This is a genomic window from Microcoleus vaginatus FACHB-2002 (genome assembly GCF_040004035.1).
GTDB lineage: Bacteria > Cyanobacteriota > Cyanobacteriia > Cyanobacteriales > Microcoleaceae > Microcoleus > Microcoleus vaginatus_C.
The window spans coordinates 1-15096 of sequence record NZ_JAMPLN010000015.1 but is presented as its reverse complement, the minus strand read 5'-3'; the positions used below and the strand labels follow the sequence as shown (position 1 = coordinate 15096).

Genomic DNA, 15096 nt, shown 5'->3' with positions numbered 1-15096 from the left:
CTGGTTTAGGCGATCGATAATACAATCTAATATGACGTGCATCATAAACCAGCATGATTTAGATCACAAATGCAGAGTGATGAACTTGCTAGCATCTTTTCATCATTAGGTGCATCGCAATGGAAGAAGTCCTAGCATTGATTGAAAACAAGAAGCAAGAATTTGCTAAATCTGGGCTATTTGAGTTTATGCGAGACACAAGTATAGACCCCAGACAACGCCTCGCTTTTGCTCCCTGTGTTTCTCCTTTCGTGATGAGTTTTGGTGAATTTAACAAGTATGTGTTCCGAGAAGAACCAACCAACGATCCACTTCAGGCAATAGTCAACAATCATACTTATGAGGACGATCATCACTGGTTGTGGTTTTTGCAAGATTTGGAAACACTGGGTATTGACATATCTGTGAAGTTTAGCGATGCTTTGAATTTTCTGTGGAATGAAGAAACAAAGGGAGCGCGTTGGGTATCACATCAAATTTTTCGAGCCGCTTTTGGGGCTAGTCCTATTACTAAGCTAGCCATTCTGGAAGTGATAGAAGCAACTGGTAATGTGTTCTTCTCAACGGCGGCACCTATTGCTCAAGAATTACGAACAATTACTCAAAAGGAGTTTCTTTATTTTGGCTGTTTTCATTTAGCAGTGGAAACAGGTCATACTACAGGAACGCCGGAAGTAGATCAATTGATTAAAAACATACAACTGTCAGAGGAAACCCGTCAAGAGGCTGTTAAGATAGTTGATAACTTGTTTGAAGTTTTCACGGAACTGACGGATGAGCTTCTGGTTTATGCAAAAACCCATAGCTTTGAGCAACCTTTTGCCAAACCCCGCGATATTTTGCAACCTTTAAAAGCTGCGTAGCTTACGAGATGTAAAGTTTTCAAGTTTTAGAACCATATCCATCTTAGAATTAGATCAAATTTATTACTTAGAAGGAGAGAAATCATGTCAGAATTGAATAGCAATTCAAATCCAATCAATGAGCTAGAACCGACTCTTATTCATACTTGGACTGAGAATTTGGATATTGCTCATACTTGGACTGAGAATTTGGATATTGCTCATACTTGGACTGAGAATTTGGATATTGCTCATACTTGGACTGAGAATTTGGATATTGCTCATACTTGGACTGAGAATTTGGATATTGCTCATACTTGGACTGAGAATTTGGATATTGCTCATACTTGGACTGAGAATTTGGATATTGCTCATACTTGGACTGAGAATTTGGATATTTCCCACACTTCTCACATACCGGAAGAGGAAAAACTAGCAGTCGGATAAAACCTCTTGCAAACAAATTTCAGCCTCGCTGGTTCCGACGAGGCTGAACAGTCATACATTTGTCTCTTCAATGTCCAAAAGTAGCATCTACTATCTCTATTTGATATGAGCCATTACGACGTTGTTATTGTCGGCGGCGGCCCCGCTGGAACCACTGCTGGCACTCTGATCAAGAAATATAATCCCAATCTGAGTGTTCTAATCCTAGAAAAAGAAAAATTTCCTCGCGATCATGTTGGGGAAAGTCAATTACCTCAAATTAGTGATGTGCTTCAAGAAATGGGATGTTGGGACAAAGTAGAAGCAGCCGACTTTCCAATTAAAATCGGTGCTACCTATCGCTGGGGAACAGATCCGCATCCTTGGGATTTTAATTTTATCAAGCCTGAACAGTTTAAAGATGAGCAGCGTCCTGCTAAATTTGAGGGGCAGAGACGGCAAACTGCTTTCCAAGTCGATCGAGCAAAATATGATGAAATTTTGCTGCGTCACGCGGAAGAAGTGGGATGCTTAGTAAGAGAAGAAACGCCCGTTGTTAAAGTAGATACAGAGGGCGATCGCATTACCGCCCTGCACCTGCGGCAAGAACAAATAACTGCCCGCTACTACATCGACGCCTCCGGCCACATCGGCGTGTTGCGGCGAGTGTTAGGCATTGAAACACACTGCCCGACGCGGTTGCAAAATATCGCTATCTGGGATTACTGGACAAACGCTGAATGGGCAGATGAAATTGGCGTTGGTGGCACCCGCGTACAGGTAATGAGTTTGAGTCACGGCTGGATTTGGTTTATTCCCTTGGGCCCCACTCGCACCAGTATCGGCTTTATTTGCCCTGCGGAACATTACAAGCAGATGAAACAGCGGCCAGAGGATATATACTCTCAAGCACTCAACAGCGAACCCCGCATCAGCAAGTTAATCGCTAATGCTACCAGTACCGGAAAGATTGAAACTACAAAAGATTGGTCATTTTTGGCTGATAGAACAGTAGGAGAAAACTGGTTTTTGGTGGGAGAAGCGGCAGGTTTTGCTGATCCAATTTTAGCTGCTGGCATGACTTTAGCTCACACTGGTGCCCGTGAAGTGGCTTACACAATTTTGGAACTAGAGCAGCAGAAGCACGAGGCTAACTGGCTGAAAACTCAATACGATGGGAATCAACGACGCCGAGTGCAACAGCATATTCGCTTCGCCGATTACTGGTACGCTGCTAACGGTCAATTCACTGATTTACAAGAGCATTCTAGGGAAATCGCGCGGGATTCTGGGTTGAATTTAAGCCCGGAAAAAGCTTTTCAGTGGTTGGCTCAAGGCGGATTCACGAATGATATTTTGGGTCAAGCTGTGATTGCTGGATTTGATTTGGGTTCTATGAAACAGGTGATGCAACGCTTCTCACAGCAGGAGGTTCCCTGGCTACTTTCGGCCTACAATGTATTTCAGTTAGATTTATTGGATGCGGAAGTTGAGTTTGTAGCTGTTTATGATGCTGGTAAAATTAGCAAGATCAAGTGTTATGTGAAGAACGGTCAGCGCTTGCCTATTACAGGTTTATACGGTTTGCTGATTGACATTTTGAGCCGCACTCAGTACATTGAACAAATTTATCGGCAGTTGGTACTGGTGTTTGGAGAGCGTTTTTCTGTGCAACACGCTCGAGTAGCTCTTCATCAAGCCCTTGGTTGTTTGGAGGTGATGGTGAGTTCTGGTATTGTCAAGGCGGTATTAAACCCGGAGTTGTCTAAGTTGAATATTTCCATACCTATGGAAGGTGAGTTAATTCACACTCACAGCGATGTGAATTAAGGCGCTACCAGAAAGGTTGACTCCAAACAATCTCAAATCTTAAAAAACAAAAAGTCTGAAGCTGGAATTTTCCAGCTTCAGACTTTTACTAACTCCCCGGGTAGGATTTGAACCTACGACCAATCGGTTACACTTATCCCAACGTTTCCGAAGGGGGCGGACTATTTCATCATCCCTACAAATCATGTTTGTGATCTGTCGTCGGATGTCAGGCGCTATGAGATTTATTGGTTAGGCTCCTCATCTCTAGTCTCTGCACCTTTCCGGCTACTTGCGATCGTAACCGCTGCCTTTCGCCAGACTTGGCTCAAGATTGCCGCCACCCGAAGTGCTGCGGTTTCCTTGAATTCACCCGATTTTTCAGTATCCGTTACCGGATAGAGCTGCTATGTCACTAGGGCTTTTGGTTAATTCCAAAGGCTTGGATTCATTACAGCCGACCGCTCTGCCACTGAGCTACCGAGGATTGGGGGTTTTTGTTACCCACATTTACTAACAATAGCTGAACTTACTCGATTTGGCAAGGCCTTTGACAAACTTTTTTTTTGTCATACAGCAAGAGGGTTTCAGCAGCTAATGCAGCCCCATTCTCAACTTGGCGAGGCGCTGCTGGGATTCGGGATCGAGGGAATTGGCGAGAAAGCGACTGGAGTTGTGTTTGCGGGATTTGTGCTGGCGCTCGCTGCGGCGGGCAGTGGATTCTACGTCAGCCGCTAGTTGTTCGGCGGACATCCATTCGGCACCGTAGCCAACTACGGTCAATTGCTGCGCTCGGTCTGAGGTGGCGACAATCATGCGGCCTTTGCCTTTGACCCGCAACTCGTAGCGCAAACTAGCACAAGATTTTTCAATATAAGTATCTGCTGTCTGACCGAAGTCAGTGTAGTGCACCGATAAATTTTTAGTAATAATTTCTTTAACGCCGGGAGTATCTCGATAGTGCGCGTCAAACACCAGCCTGGCCTCAAAATCTTGAACGGCGCTGTAGTTAACTAAAACCTCAATCAACTCGCGGCGAGCTGTTTCGAGTTCGTCGCGATCGCGCTTCTCTCGAAGTCGAGGCCAAAGTCCAATTATGTTATAGCCGTCTACAAGTAAAACTGCTTGTGATACATAGGGTGACATGGTTCAAGGCTGAAGAGCTCCAGCACGTATAGGACATTATTTGCATTGTTCATCAAAGCTTTTGTTCAATAATATTACCTATTGATGTGTAATTGCTAGGTTACATCGCAATAATTAAACCCCCCAGACCCAGATTTACCTGAGTTTTGGGGGGTTAGATTAACGGATAAATTTTCCGGCTTATTCGGCAGATTCCAACGATACGGGCGATGGCTTACGCCCCGCTTCGCTACGTACAACTGTCGGCAGGGATATTTTCTCAACAGCAGGAGTACAACCGAGCCACTGCACCGACAACTCCGCAAACTGCTGCGGGGGCCCGCTCACGCAAAAACGAGTCGGTAGCGCAGTACCAGGATTCCGCAGCCCCAAAAGCTCCAATTCTCTGGCTGCAGCAGCCACCACCCGTACCGCAGGATCGATCAATGTCACCCCAGCAGGCAAAAGCGAGCGAAGCACAGGAGCCAACAGCGGATAATGAGTGCAGCCGTAAATCAGCGTATCGATGCGCTGCTGAATCAAAGGAGCCAAATATTCCCGAGCCACCTCACAAGTATAAGGGTCGTGAATCCGGTTTTGCTCCACCAGCGGCACAAAAGCCGGACAGCTAACCTGCCACACCAGGCAAGAATCGTCCATCTCCAAAATCGCATTTCGATAAGCATTGCTAGCAGCCGTAGCAGGAGTTGCGATGACCCCGATCCGCTTGCCTTGCTGCACCGCAGCCTGCGCCCCCGGCAGAATTACTCCCAGCACCGGGATATCAAATTCAGCCTGCACCATCTCCATCGCCAAAGCAGAACTGGTGTTGCAGGCCATAATGACCATTTTCACATCCTGTTCCACCAACCAGGCCATAATTTCGCGGACAAACTCCACAATTTCTGACGGCGTGCGAGTGCCGTAAGGCAGCCGCGCCGTATCTCCAAAATAAAGTATCGATTCGTTGGGCAATTGTCGGTACAACTGGGTCAAAACAGTCAAACCGCCCACGCCGCTGTCAAAAATACCGATTCTTTGTTGTCCAGAGTCTGTTGTCATTTGTTAATTGTCAATAGTCGGTTGTCAATAGTCAGCAGGCACCAGCCATCAGCCCTCAGTCATCAGTCATCAGGAAAAATTACCAATTACCAATTACCAATTACCAATGCCGAATTACCAATCCCTCCGGCAATATATTATCTTTGTTGAAGATAAAGCAAAATGCCGCGAGCGATCGAAGCCGCCATTTGACTGCGGTAAGCTGGGTCAGAAAGCCTAGCAGCATCTTCAGCACCCGTGACAAAACCCACCTCCAGCAAAACAGAAGGCATAGAAGTCTTTCTCAAAACATAAAATCTCGCCTGTCGCACCCGGCGGTCAGTCGCCCCCGTCCCCTCCAAAATACTGGCGTGAATCACCCTCGCCAAATCTTGACCGTTATTGAAATAATAAGTCTCAATCCCGCTAATATCCGGCCGACTCATATTAATCGCATTAGCGTGAATGCTTACAAACAAAGTAGCATTCACCCGTTCCGCCAAAGAAACTCTCGGTTCCAGGTCGATTTCGCTGTCGTCAGTCCGAGTCATCACCACCTGCACGCCCTGCTGTTCCAGCAGCCTCGCCACCTGAAACGAGATATCCAAAACAATTTCCTTCTCCTGAATGCCCTGAATCCCGACTGCCCCCGGATCGCGGCCGCCGTGACCAGGATCGATCGCTACTACGGCCCGGCGGTTAGAAGCTTGGGGCAAATCGTCGTTTCCGAAAGTCCTTCTCGGCAAAGGCGACAAATTGGGAGTGCGAGTCAAAGGTTGCTGCGCGCTAGCATTCGATCGCAACTGCAAAGAAAGCAACTGCGGACTCGGCCTCGTCACCCTGCCTACCTCTACCCCTGATCGCGGCTGCACCCAAATCACCACAGTCTCCGAGTCTTCTTGGCTGGCTGTAAACGATACAGGACTGTTGGCATCGAGCTGAGGAATTTCCCCCGTTAGGACACCAGAGGCGATCCTGATCCAGTAAGCTCTCGACCCCTGGTCCCAGCCGCTGGTATAGGAGACTTGGCGGTCAGTTCTCACCACCAGTTGCGTGCCGTTACTGGCTAAATCAATTGACTGAACTCTCGCTAAATTTCCTTGAGCTTGTCTAGCCGGAGGATCTACAGTCACGCGACGGGAAACCGAGGGCTGTCGTACTGCACCTCCAGGCAATAGCACAACCCCGCCCAAATTGCTCACAGAAGCCCGCCACTGAGTATTAGAATTCTTCATCCGCAAAGTCACGCGGGTAACGGGCGGGTCTGTTGGTAGTTGCCGGACTTCAATCTTGTCAACCCCGTGCTGACCGTTGGTTTGAGGCTGTTGGCTGCTTAGGCCAGGAGCTACACTAGCTCCTTCAATATCGAGGGTGGCGATGTCCCCAGCCCGACTTTGTTGAAAATTAATTTGGGGGCGACCGCCCACTGTGCGGACTAAAAAACCGTCCGCCGTCGCCTGAACGTTCTGAACTACAGTCGCCTCTGCCGACTGGGCTTGGGGTGCTGAAGATTCAACCGATAACCTTTCTCCCCCCGGATCTGAAATCGGATTTTGAGTTTCTCCCCGCACCGGCGTTGGCAAATCCACTGTCCACTCGCTCGGAGAAATCCCCCGGAATTTTACTTGCTGAGGGTCTATAGTAAACCCGTCTCTGATCTCGACCACAATTCTGGTCGTATCGTTGTCAAACTGCCCTACCCGCACCGATTCGATCGCCCCTGAGAGGGGTTTGCTGACCGAGGGACGACCCAGACTCGTCCCCGGTAAGTCGATTACCAACCGCATCGGGTTGAAAATCAGTTGAGCCTTGGGTTGTACTCCCCCGTCTGTTGTAATGTAAAGCCGGTTCTCTGAAGCATCAAACCGCCAAGATTGCAGTCTAGCTGCTTCGGCGGCTCCGGCGAGCAAAAATACACTTAAGAAACTCGGTAGTAGCCAGTGGAATTTCACGACAGTTTTTTCCTCGTTTGCGTTACTGCCAAAAGCTGGAAGGGCGCTGCTTGCCCGATCGGCTTTCAGCAGTTAGCCGCCAGCAGACCGGGGGCACGGGGGCCGTCAGTTGTTGGCTAAATTGACTTTTTTATGCGTTAAGAGGCTCCAAAATGCCAGATACCGGCATTTTTGAACTTTCCCCTATACTTGGGGGCGATCGGTTATAAGCAGACTGAAAGATTGTTGGCACAAGGGAAGGTATTGATTTTTAGGAGCAAGAAACAAGGTGTTTCTTGAAGCTAGAAGGTACAAGTTAGAAGGTAGCAATTTTACCGTTCTTCCAGGGAGGGGTTTCATAGCTCTTGAATGTTGGCGAAGCTCGTTACGGCAAGGGTTATAATCCGCTTTACACTTGCGTTTTGTTCTAACTTTTCCTAAACTACCTCAATAACTTAACAACTTACCTCGCGAACAATCCGGATTTTCAAGATTTAGGTAACTTTTCCAGGTGGCCAAATGTTACTCCCAGACAAACTGACATATTCTTTGGGAAAAGCTTTTTTGCTAACACATTGACAGTTAAATACAACTACATATCGCCCCTGCTATCTTTTTTTCTGAATTTTTTAATCAGGGATTTTCGTTGCTGCTTGAAACTTAGTGGGGCGATCGGGATCGCGCCCGCCAATTTGACACAATTTGACACTATGATAGCTAGTCCATGTTTTCAGCAGTAACGGGAGAGTTTTGTGTGTTTCTTGGGCGGGAAATGCTTTGTCCTTTAGACTCTTTTGGAGTGAACGATCGACACCCAGAGCATTGGTTGGTTGACCTGAGAAAAAGTTTTGACCGTAGATATAGTTATCGCAGTTGTAAAGTTTGTTGGACAGCAAGGACAATCGATCGGCTTCTGGGTAAAACCTGTGATTTGGTTTAATGACTTGCCTTTCGACTAACTGCATAACTTGGATGTGTACTACCAGTTAGAGAAGATACACTATCTTGGTGATTGTGTCAATCTCTGAGCTTCTAAAAAAAGGGGCCATCAATAACAGTAGATACATGACATCACAGAAAGACGGAGACTTACTTTCGAGCAGGAGTCGTTCACAGCAAACAAGTGGTTTAGGTTAGCTCAAGCCTCTAGATAGCGGCTGGAGAGTCAATCTTGAACCTCAAATCGACTGACTCTCAAGATAGGGAAGTTTTGTAATATAGCAACCGCCCTGACGGTAAGAACGTTCTTAATTTTTGAAATTTAAGCGGTTGATTGCGCCTTCTTGCAGGACTTCTTTTTACCAGATCCGCTTCGTCGCTATCGCCTTCAACATCTGCTATACCATACCACCAGGGGGATCGAGTTCTAGCAAATTTATTTTGGAGCGGGATCGATACCTGGAAGTTATTTTTTTACCTTAGTAATCCAGGGCCCCATGTCTAATCAACAGTGCTGCAATTTGCTTTCGCCCATAGGTACAAAATTCCGGCTCATCCAGTTCAAAATTGCTTGATTTACTTGTTCCGGGCATTCATCCTGGGGACAGTGACCCGCATTGTCTAATTCTACTAGCTCTACATATTTGGGATTGCATTCGACAAATTGGTGGGGTCGGGCGAACCGAGGGGGAATCATCCGGTCTTGTTTGCCCCAAATTAACAGCATGGGGATCGTTAAATTTCGCATCACAATCTTGACACTGGGGCAAAATTTTGAACTGCCTACAGCTTTAAATAAGGCGCAGAAGGCGCGGGCTGCTCCCCGATCGGCCGCTGGCCCTGCTAGAATTTCCACTAATTCGTCGGTAACAGCTTCGGGGTTGGAGTAGGCAAAGCCAACCCAGCGGCGGACAAAGGAAGGCTTGCGGGCTAAATAAAACAGAGGCCTGAGTACGATCGGAGAAACAAACAAACTTTCAACAGCTTCGATCGCCGGTAGCAGCCATCGGGGCACCGCCTCGGCTCGCACAGAGGGGTCTGGGAGGCTAATCATCACCGTGCCGGCCACCATATCCGGGTGAGCCGCGGCCACGGCCAGACAAATCAGGGAGCCGATCGAGTTTCCTGCCAAGACTACCGGCTCTCTGATAAAATTCACCCAAAAATCATAAACTTGATCGACCCACAAAGACACAGAGTAGTCGATCGGAGCTTTTTGGGAAGCGCCAAACCCTAACAAATCCAAGGCGTAAACGGTTTGGTTTTCGGCGAGTTGGGCGAGATTTTGTCGCCAGTGACCGATCGAAGCTCCAAACCCGTGGAGTAAAATAATCGGCGTTCCCGATGCGCGCGGGGCCTTTGGTTCGGCCGCAGAATCTTGAAATTCCAGCCCGCCTTGATTTCGTACCCCATCGGGCCGCAAATAAGTGTAGCGAGTTTGCCAACCCCGCCACATCCAGTCTCGTTGAGTTCCCACCCGTTGGTGCCACAGCAGAGAATTTGTCAATTTTGCCTCAGCTCGCAACATAAATTTACACTTGCTTATACCTATTCTACAAGGCAAATCAGACGACTTGGGGGACTTGCCAGACCGGGGGAGATGGGCTGAGAAAAGCCGTTTTACCTCATCCTTAAGCTTTTACCCTGAATTTTTGACGGTTTTGTCATCACTTTGACCTTCGGGCGGGCGATCGTGTGTGAAGTTAAAATAAAACTAGGCAGAAACTCAGCCAGACTGAGTAGAATAGCAAGTATTGTAAGAATTCATTTACGATCGTCCAAATATTCCCCAAGGCTTTAGCGGAGGGGAGACAGGGCGCGGTAGTACGTCCGGTAAGGGTAACACCTTATAAAACAGTTCGATCGTCAATCGTGAAATATTGACCGCTCAAACCTGTAACTATCAAGAAGCTTCGCTATTAAACTACTGCTTGTAAAACCATTCATGCCTGTGATTGAAAGAAGACAAAATCGCAACCTACCCCAGATCAACGAAAATATTCGATACCCCAAAATCCGGGTAATCGATACCGACGGCGCGCAACTAGGGATATTGACGCCTGCAGAAGCGCTGCGCCTGGCAGAAGAAAAAGAACTCGATCTCGTACTTGTCAGCGACAAAGCTGACCCGCCCGTATGCCGGGTAATGGACTATGGGAAGTACAAATTCGAGCAGGAAAAGAAAGCGCGAGAAGCAAAGCGGAAGCAGCACACTGCGGATGTTAAAGAAGTGAAGATGCGCTACAAAATTGAAGAACACGACTACCAAGTGCGCCTCAAACTAGCAGACCGCTTTATCAAATCTGGGGACAAAGTAAAAGCCACGATCATGTTCAGAGGTCGGGAAATCCAACACAGCAACCTAGCAGAGGACTTGCTTAAGCGCATGGCCACAGATTTGCAGGAAATCGCAGAAGTGCAGCAAGCCCCCAAAAAAGAAGGACGCAGTATGATGATGCTGCTATCGCCGAAGAAAGTATAAATAGATAGTCATTAGTAAGCAGTCATCAGTCATAAACTGGTGACTGATAGCTGATGACTTCCGAAGTTAGTCAGGAATAAGCTACCACACAGGGAAATCAACGCTGCATGGAAAATTTTCAAATCAGCGGTTCGGCGGGAGTAAGACAAGGAGTGCTACGATCGCTCAACCTGCGATCGGAAGAAGTAGAGCGAACCGTACTGATGTTCCTAGTCTACACTCTAACCTCCGTCGGGCTGATCTGGCTGGAACTCAGCACAGTAGGTCTTTTTCTAGATGAATTTGGTGCAGACAAAATGCCCTGGATTTACATAGCCAGCGCGTTTATCGGTTCTGGCTTGGGATTTGTCTACTCGTGGCTGCAAAAAATCCTGCCGCTAAGGCGCACCGTAGTGGTTGTTCTGGCAATGATGTCGATACCGCTATTTTTGTTTCGATTCGGCATCGGCTACGAAAATATTAAGATAGCTGGCGTCAGCATCGCTTTTATTACTATTTTTTTGATGTGGCTGTGGGTAGAAGCTTGCTATGTCCTCAACGACCTTAATACTTCTATCACTTCCAATCAACTGTTTAATATTAGAGAAATCAAGCGCACCTATCCGCTAGTCAGTAGCGGCTATTTAGTAGCTGGAGTAGTCAGCGGATTTTCTCTGCCTGTTTTGCTGTACGTAGTCGGACTCAAAAACGTTACCCTCATATCGGGGTTGATGGTGGCGACAGGCTCGGTGTTGCTCTACTACCTCACGGAAAAATACAGCCAAGCATTCCCGGAAACGGCTCACTGGACCGATGACGACGAAGACGACGACCAAGAAGAATTTACCGCCCGCAAAGTTACAGGCCCGCTCCAAAAATACGCCGTACCTCTAGTCAGTTTCTTTATCCTCGCAGAAGTCGTCTACGTGCTGGTAGATTTCCAATTCTACAGCCAGTTAGAATACCAAAACCCTGGGGACGGAGCTAGCTGGATCGCTAGCTTCCTGGGCATTTATGAAGGCATACAAGGTCTGTTTCAAGTGGCGACTCAGTGGTTCGCTTCGAGCAGGTTGGTGGAAAGAATCGGTGTATTTGTGACGGCGATGATTTTGCCGGCGGGCATCGCTATACTCGGGGTGCTGACCATAGGAGCATCTCTGGGCCAGCTAGTATCTGTGTTTATCGGGCTGATATTGCTGAGATTTTTAGACGAACTGCTTCACTACACGCTTTTGGAAACCGTTAGCCCGGTGTTATTTCAACCGATTCCCGACAATATTCGATCGGGAATTCAAACTTTGGTCAACGGTGTGGGCGAACCTTTGTCCTGCGGAGCTACAGGAGTAGGCATCCTGATTATGCTGTGGGTGACAGGCAAGATACTCCCCCAGGAAGACGAAAGTGTATTTCACGACCAGCAAAGCTTGATATTTATTGGCGCGATCGTAATATTGGCACTGTTGTGGGTGTTTGTCGTATGGCTGATCCGCTCTCAATACGTGGGCTTGTTGGTCAAAAGTGCGGAGCGGGGGCGCTTGGGCGTCACAGACGTTGACCTCAAAGCGCTCAAGCGCGCAGTGGTGGAAACTCTACAAAAGCCGGGGGGGGAAGATGAAAAGCGCTCTTGCATAGAACTCTTGACGCAAATAGACCCCAAAAATGTCGGAGAAGTTCTGGCTCCCCTCCTCGATACGCTGTCCCCTGGTTTGCAGCGCCAGAGCTTGGAAACGATGCTGCAACACCCGAACCCCGCATATTTAGAATCTGTCCGCACACTTTCGCAGCAATCATTGCCACCGGAGGTTCTGGCCTTGGCTTTGCGCTACATCTGGCTGACGGAAGCTGAACCGAATATTGAGAGCTTGCGGCCTTACTTGCAGCCGACGGTCGATCCGGTGGTGCGGGGTACGGCGGCTGCTTTAATTATGAGAAGGGGCGATCGCCAGCAAAAGGCAGAGGCTACTAATACGCTGCGGCAAATGCTGACACACAAGCAAGAGCGGGAACGTGTTATGGGGACTCGGGCTCTGGGAGAAGCTGATTATTTGCAAGGACTGCGGCTGCATATCCCCAATCTGTTGCAAGATGAATCTCTGCGAGTGCGCTGCGCGCTGCTAGACGTGATTTCATCTACTCATTCGGAAGAATATTATCCTTCGCTGCTGCGCGGACTTGGTTACAAATCGACTAGGGAAGCGGCTTTGCAAGCTATAGTCAAACTTCACAACGACGCCATTCCTTTGCTCGTGTATTTGGCTGAGGATATCCACAAGTCGGATTTGGTCAGGTTGCAAGCTTGGACGGCTCTGGGTCAAATTGGGACTGCGGAGGCGATCGACATTTTGGTGAGCAATTTGATGACGGCTTGGGGAACGACGAGGCGCAATATCCTCCGCATTCTGTTAAAAATGCCTTCGGAAGCGGGGATAGAAGGGGTTCTAGACCGCATCGGCCGTAGCGGCTTGGAAACTCTTATCGAACAGGAGTTGATGTTTATCGGTCAAATTTATGCAGGTCTGGTAGATTTGTCTGGGGTAACAAGCTACGGCAATTTCTCAGAGCGAGATGCCCACAGCGCCCGGGAACCGGGGAACGATACGGCTCAATTGTTGCAGCGGGCTCTGGCGGGGTTGGAAGCTGATGCTAGGGAGCGGTGTTTTTTGCTGATGAAGTTTCTTTATCCGCTGGACACGGTACAAGCCGCTGCTTTCAACATCGCTTCTGGCCAACCTTCTTTGGTTGCTAGGGGATTGGAAATTCTCGATAATACTGTGGATATAGCTAGGAAGCGATCGCTCATCAATTTGTTAGATCAACACTCGGAAAGAGAAAAATTGAGCAACCTCTCGGAATTGATGGTTTACAAACCTCTAGCCCCTAGCGATCGTTTGCGCCGCTTGCTAGAATTGCGCCACTTCCTTTCGGATTGGGCCTTGGCCTGCTGCTTTCACTTGGCGAGAGAAGCGCGCTGGAGTCTTACGGCTCAACAAACTCTCGTCTGTCTGCAGCACCCGACGGGTTTTGTCCGCGAAGCAGTGTTAGCCTATTTGAAAATAGCCTCGCCACGGGCTTTGGTCGAATTGTTGCCCAGGCTGCAAAATGACCCCGATAATTTGGTATCCGCTCAAGTTGAAGAGATGATGGCAGAGTTGGGTACTGGGGGAAAAAGGTAAAGAAGGAAGAAGGAAGAAGGAAGAGGGAAGAAGGAAGAGGGAAGAGGGAACAAAAAGAAACTATGCCCAATGCCCAATGCCCAATACCCAATGCCCAATGCCCAATGCCCAATGCCCAATGCCCAATTCCTCTTCCTTTGTTTAAGTTTAAATTAATCATTGCATCTCATTATGTTAACCAGCGTCGAACGCCTATTGTTTGTGAGGGAGGTTCCGATTTTTAAGGAACTGCGGGATGATTTTCTCGTGCGTCTAGCATCGGTAATGGATGAACTTTCGTTTCCTTCCAAGCACAGGATTTTTACGGAAGGACAAGAAGGTCGATCGCTCTATATTTTGGTATCGGGAACGGTGCGCGTGCATATAGGCGATCGGGATTTGGCACAGTTGAAAGCGGGGGCTTGTTTCGGGGAAATGTCGCTGTTTGATGCAGAACCTCGATCGGCTTCTATTTCTACTCTCGAACAATCCGAGTGTTTGATGCTGACTCAAATGCAGCTATACGATGCGATTGATGAAACGCCAGGAATTGCTGTGAATATTATTCGTTTGCTGTCGCGCCGGATTCGGGAGTTGAATCAAAAGTTGAATGCTAAAGAGGCAATTATGCCTCCTACAGAGACTGTGAGAGTTCCTGAAATGCGATGAAATTGGGGAAGTGGGAATTGTGTTTTTAGTTGATCGGTAATTCTGCACAATTTATATTCTGTAAACTATTTTCCACCGTCCAATGAGAACGAATCTCTTGGTTGTGTCGTTTAGCCGGAGCTTCTAAACTGCTCAGATAGAATTGAATTTCCGTAGTGGTTTCCTTCCAGGATTCTCTGTGCCGACTGACCATAACGACAGTGCTTAAGCCGACCCGCTTCCGGGGGCGACAACGAGGCTAAAGTTGTTGCTTTATCAGCTTTATAGCTCTGTACCCCCTCTGGTAAAATGACTGCTAATTGTTGCGAATGCGAACTAAATTCATCATAGATGCTAGCCACTCACGACAGCAGTCATGGGCAATTAACCAATTTTCACGCCTATAAACACATCCAAAACGTGCTATGTCTTCTCCTATTTCTACCTTTCTCTTGAGGACGATACACATATTTTTTCTGTCCTTGAAGCTGAGTTGTTTTTTCTCGTAGCCCGGCCTCCGTCATGGCCAAAGCTATTAAAATCATCAAGGAAATTAATTGGTTAGGTGATCCTTGACAACCGTATAGGTTATATCCTCGGGTTTTACAGTTCAGGGGGCGACAACGAAGCTAAAGCGGTTGCCCTATAAGCTTTATAGCTTTTAGTCCCCTCTGATAAAATGACTGCTTATTGCGAACTAAGCCCATCATGGATTCTACCCA

At 47.8% G+C, this 15096-nt stretch carries 12 protein-coding genes; 7 read left to right on the top strand and 5 right to left on the bottom strand.

Features of this window, described 5'->3' with window-relative positions:
- Positions 1 to 119 precede the first annotated feature (119 nt).
- The 3 genes from NDI35_RS14660 to NDI35_RS14650 all read left to right on the top strand — a co-directional run bounded on the left by NDI35_RS14660 (position 120) and on the right by NDI35_RS14650 (position 3098).
- Positions 120 to 863 (top strand): hypothetical protein, encoded by a 744-nt coding sequence (locus NDI35_RS14660; RefSeq protein ID WP_445313379.1) that lies wholly within the window; start codon positions 120 to 122, stop codon positions 861 to 863.
- An 84-nt stretch (positions 864 to 947) separates the two neighbouring features.
- Complete coding sequence (locus NDI35_RS14655) at positions 948 to 1289, top strand: hypothetical protein (protein ID WP_445313378.1); 342 nt, start codon at positions 948 to 950, stop codon at positions 1287 to 1289.
- A 105-nt stretch (positions 1290 to 1394) separates the two neighbouring features.
- Positions 1395 to 3098, top strand: coding sequence for an NAD(P)/FAD-dependent oxidoreductase (locus NDI35_RS14650; RefSeq protein ID WP_445313377.1), 1704 nt, complete (start codon positions 1395 to 1397; stop codon positions 3096 to 3098).
- Between the two features lie 573 nt (positions 3099 to 3671).
- On the opposite strand, the gene NDI35_RS14645 is transcribed toward NDI35_RS14650, so the two are convergent.
- The 3 genes from NDI35_RS14645 to NDI35_RS14635 form a co-directional block, all read right to left on the bottom strand.
- A complete protein-coding gene (locus NDI35_RS14645; protein WP_445313376.1) occupies positions 3672 to 4223 on the bottom strand; it encodes an NYN domain-containing protein in 552 nt (183 codons plus the stop codon).
- A 180-nt stretch (positions 4224 to 4403) separates the two neighbouring features.
- Complete coding sequence (gene murI / locus NDI35_RS14640; RefSeq protein ID WP_333142909.1) at positions 4404 to 5264, bottom strand: glutamate racemase; 861 nt, start codon at positions 5262 to 5264, stop codon at positions 4404 to 4406.
- 137 nt (positions 5265 to 5401) lie between these two features.
- Positions 5402 to 7195 carry an N-acetylmuramoyl-L-alanine amidase gene (locus NDI35_RS14635; RefSeq protein WP_445313375.1) on the bottom strand — a complete coding sequence of 598 codons (1794 nt, stop codon included), beginning with the start codon at positions 7193 to 7195 and terminating at the stop codon, positions 5402 to 5404.
- Here NDI35_RS14635 and NDI35_RS14630 point away from each other — a divergent pair.
- Complete coding sequence (locus NDI35_RS14630) at positions 7184 to 7315, top strand: hypothetical protein (RefSeq protein WP_278187159.1); 132 nt, start codon at positions 7184 to 7186, stop codon at positions 7313 to 7315. The two genes, NDI35_RS14635 and NDI35_RS14630, sit on opposite strands and share 12 nt — an antisense overlap.
- Before the next feature lie 488 nt (positions 7316 to 7803).
- Here the strand turns inward: NDI35_RS14630 and NDI35_RS14625 are convergent, their stop codons facing one another.
- Together NDI35_RS14625 and NDI35_RS14620 are read right to left on the bottom strand one after the other, a co-directional pair.
- A complete protein-coding gene (locus NDI35_RS14625; protein ID WP_445313374.1) occupies positions 7804 to 8139 on the bottom strand; it encodes a hypothetical protein in 336 nt (111 codons plus the stop codon).
- Positions 8140 to 8618: 479 nt separating this feature from the next.
- The gene (locus NDI35_RS14620; protein ID WP_445313373.1) at positions 8619 to 9641 is read right to left on the bottom strand and encodes an alpha/beta fold hydrolase; all 1023 of its coding nucleotides are present in this window, start codon (positions 9639 to 9641) and stop codon (positions 8619 to 8621) included.
- Positions 9642 to 10058: 417 nt separating this feature from the next.
- Here NDI35_RS14620 and infC point away from each other — a divergent pair, with 417 nt between their 5' ends.
- The 3 genes from infC (at position 10059) to NDI35_RS14605 (ending at position 14395) form a co-directional block, all read left to right on the top strand.
- Complete coding sequence (infC, locus tag NDI35_RS14615) at positions 10059 to 10595, top strand: translation initiation factor IF-3 (RefSeq protein ID WP_006635262.1); 537 nt, start codon at positions 10059 to 10061, stop codon at positions 10593 to 10595.
- 107 nt (positions 10596 to 10702) lie between these two features.
- Positions 10703 to 13747, top strand: a complete 3045-nt coding sequence (locus tag NDI35_RS14610; RefSeq protein WP_445313372.1) for a HEAT repeat domain-containing protein — start codon at positions 10703 to 10705, stop codon at positions 13745 to 13747.
- Positions 13748 to 13918: 171 nt separating this feature from the next.
- Complete coding sequence (locus tag NDI35_RS14605) at positions 13919 to 14395, top strand: Crp/Fnr family transcriptional regulator (protein ID WP_015176146.1); 477 nt, start codon at positions 13919 to 13921, stop codon at positions 14393 to 14395.
- Positions 14396 to 15096: the final 701 nt, after the last annotated feature.

What these genes read in the sequence shown, in the direction of transcription:
- NDI35_RS14660 (WP_445313379.1), top strand. Translation starts at nt 120, where the DNA reads ATGGAAGAAGTCCTAGCATTGATTGAAAACAAGAAGCAAGAATTTGCT.
- NDI35_RS14655 (WP_445313378.1), top strand. Translation starts at nt 948, where the DNA reads ATGTCAGAATTGAATAGCAATTCAAATCCAATCAATGAGCTAGAACCG.
- NDI35_RS14650 (WP_445313377.1), top strand. Translation starts at nt 1,395, where the DNA reads ATGAGCCATTACGACGTTGTTATTGTCGGCGGCGGCCCCGCTGGAACC.
- NDI35_RS14645 (WP_445313376.1), bottom strand. Translation starts at nt 4,223, where the DNA reads ATGTCACCCTATGTATCACAAGCAGTTTTACTTGTAGACGGCTATAAC.
- murI (WP_333142909.1), bottom strand. Translation starts at nt 5,264, where the DNA reads ATGACAACAGACTCTGGACAACAAAGAATCGGTATTTTTGACAGCGGC.
- NDI35_RS14625 (WP_445313374.1), bottom strand. Translation starts at nt 8,139, where the DNA reads ATGCAGTTAGTCGAAAGGCAAGTCATTAAACCAAATCACAGGTTTTAC.
- NDI35_RS14620 (WP_445313373.1), bottom strand. Translation starts at nt 9,641, where the DNA reads ATGTTGCGAGCTGAGGCAAAATTGACAAATTCTCTGCTGTGGCACCAA.
- infC (WP_006635262.1), top strand. Translation starts at nt 10,059, where the DNA reads ATGCCTGTGATTGAAAGAAGACAAAATCGCAACCTACCCCAGATCAAC.
- NDI35_RS14610 (WP_445313372.1), top strand. Translation starts at nt 10,703, where the DNA reads ATGGAAAATTTTCAAATCAGCGGTTCGGCGGGAGTAAGACAAGGAGTG.
- NDI35_RS14605 (WP_015176146.1), top strand. Translation starts at nt 13,919, where the DNA reads ATGTTAACCAGCGTCGAACGCCTATTGTTTGTGAGGGAGGTTCCGATT.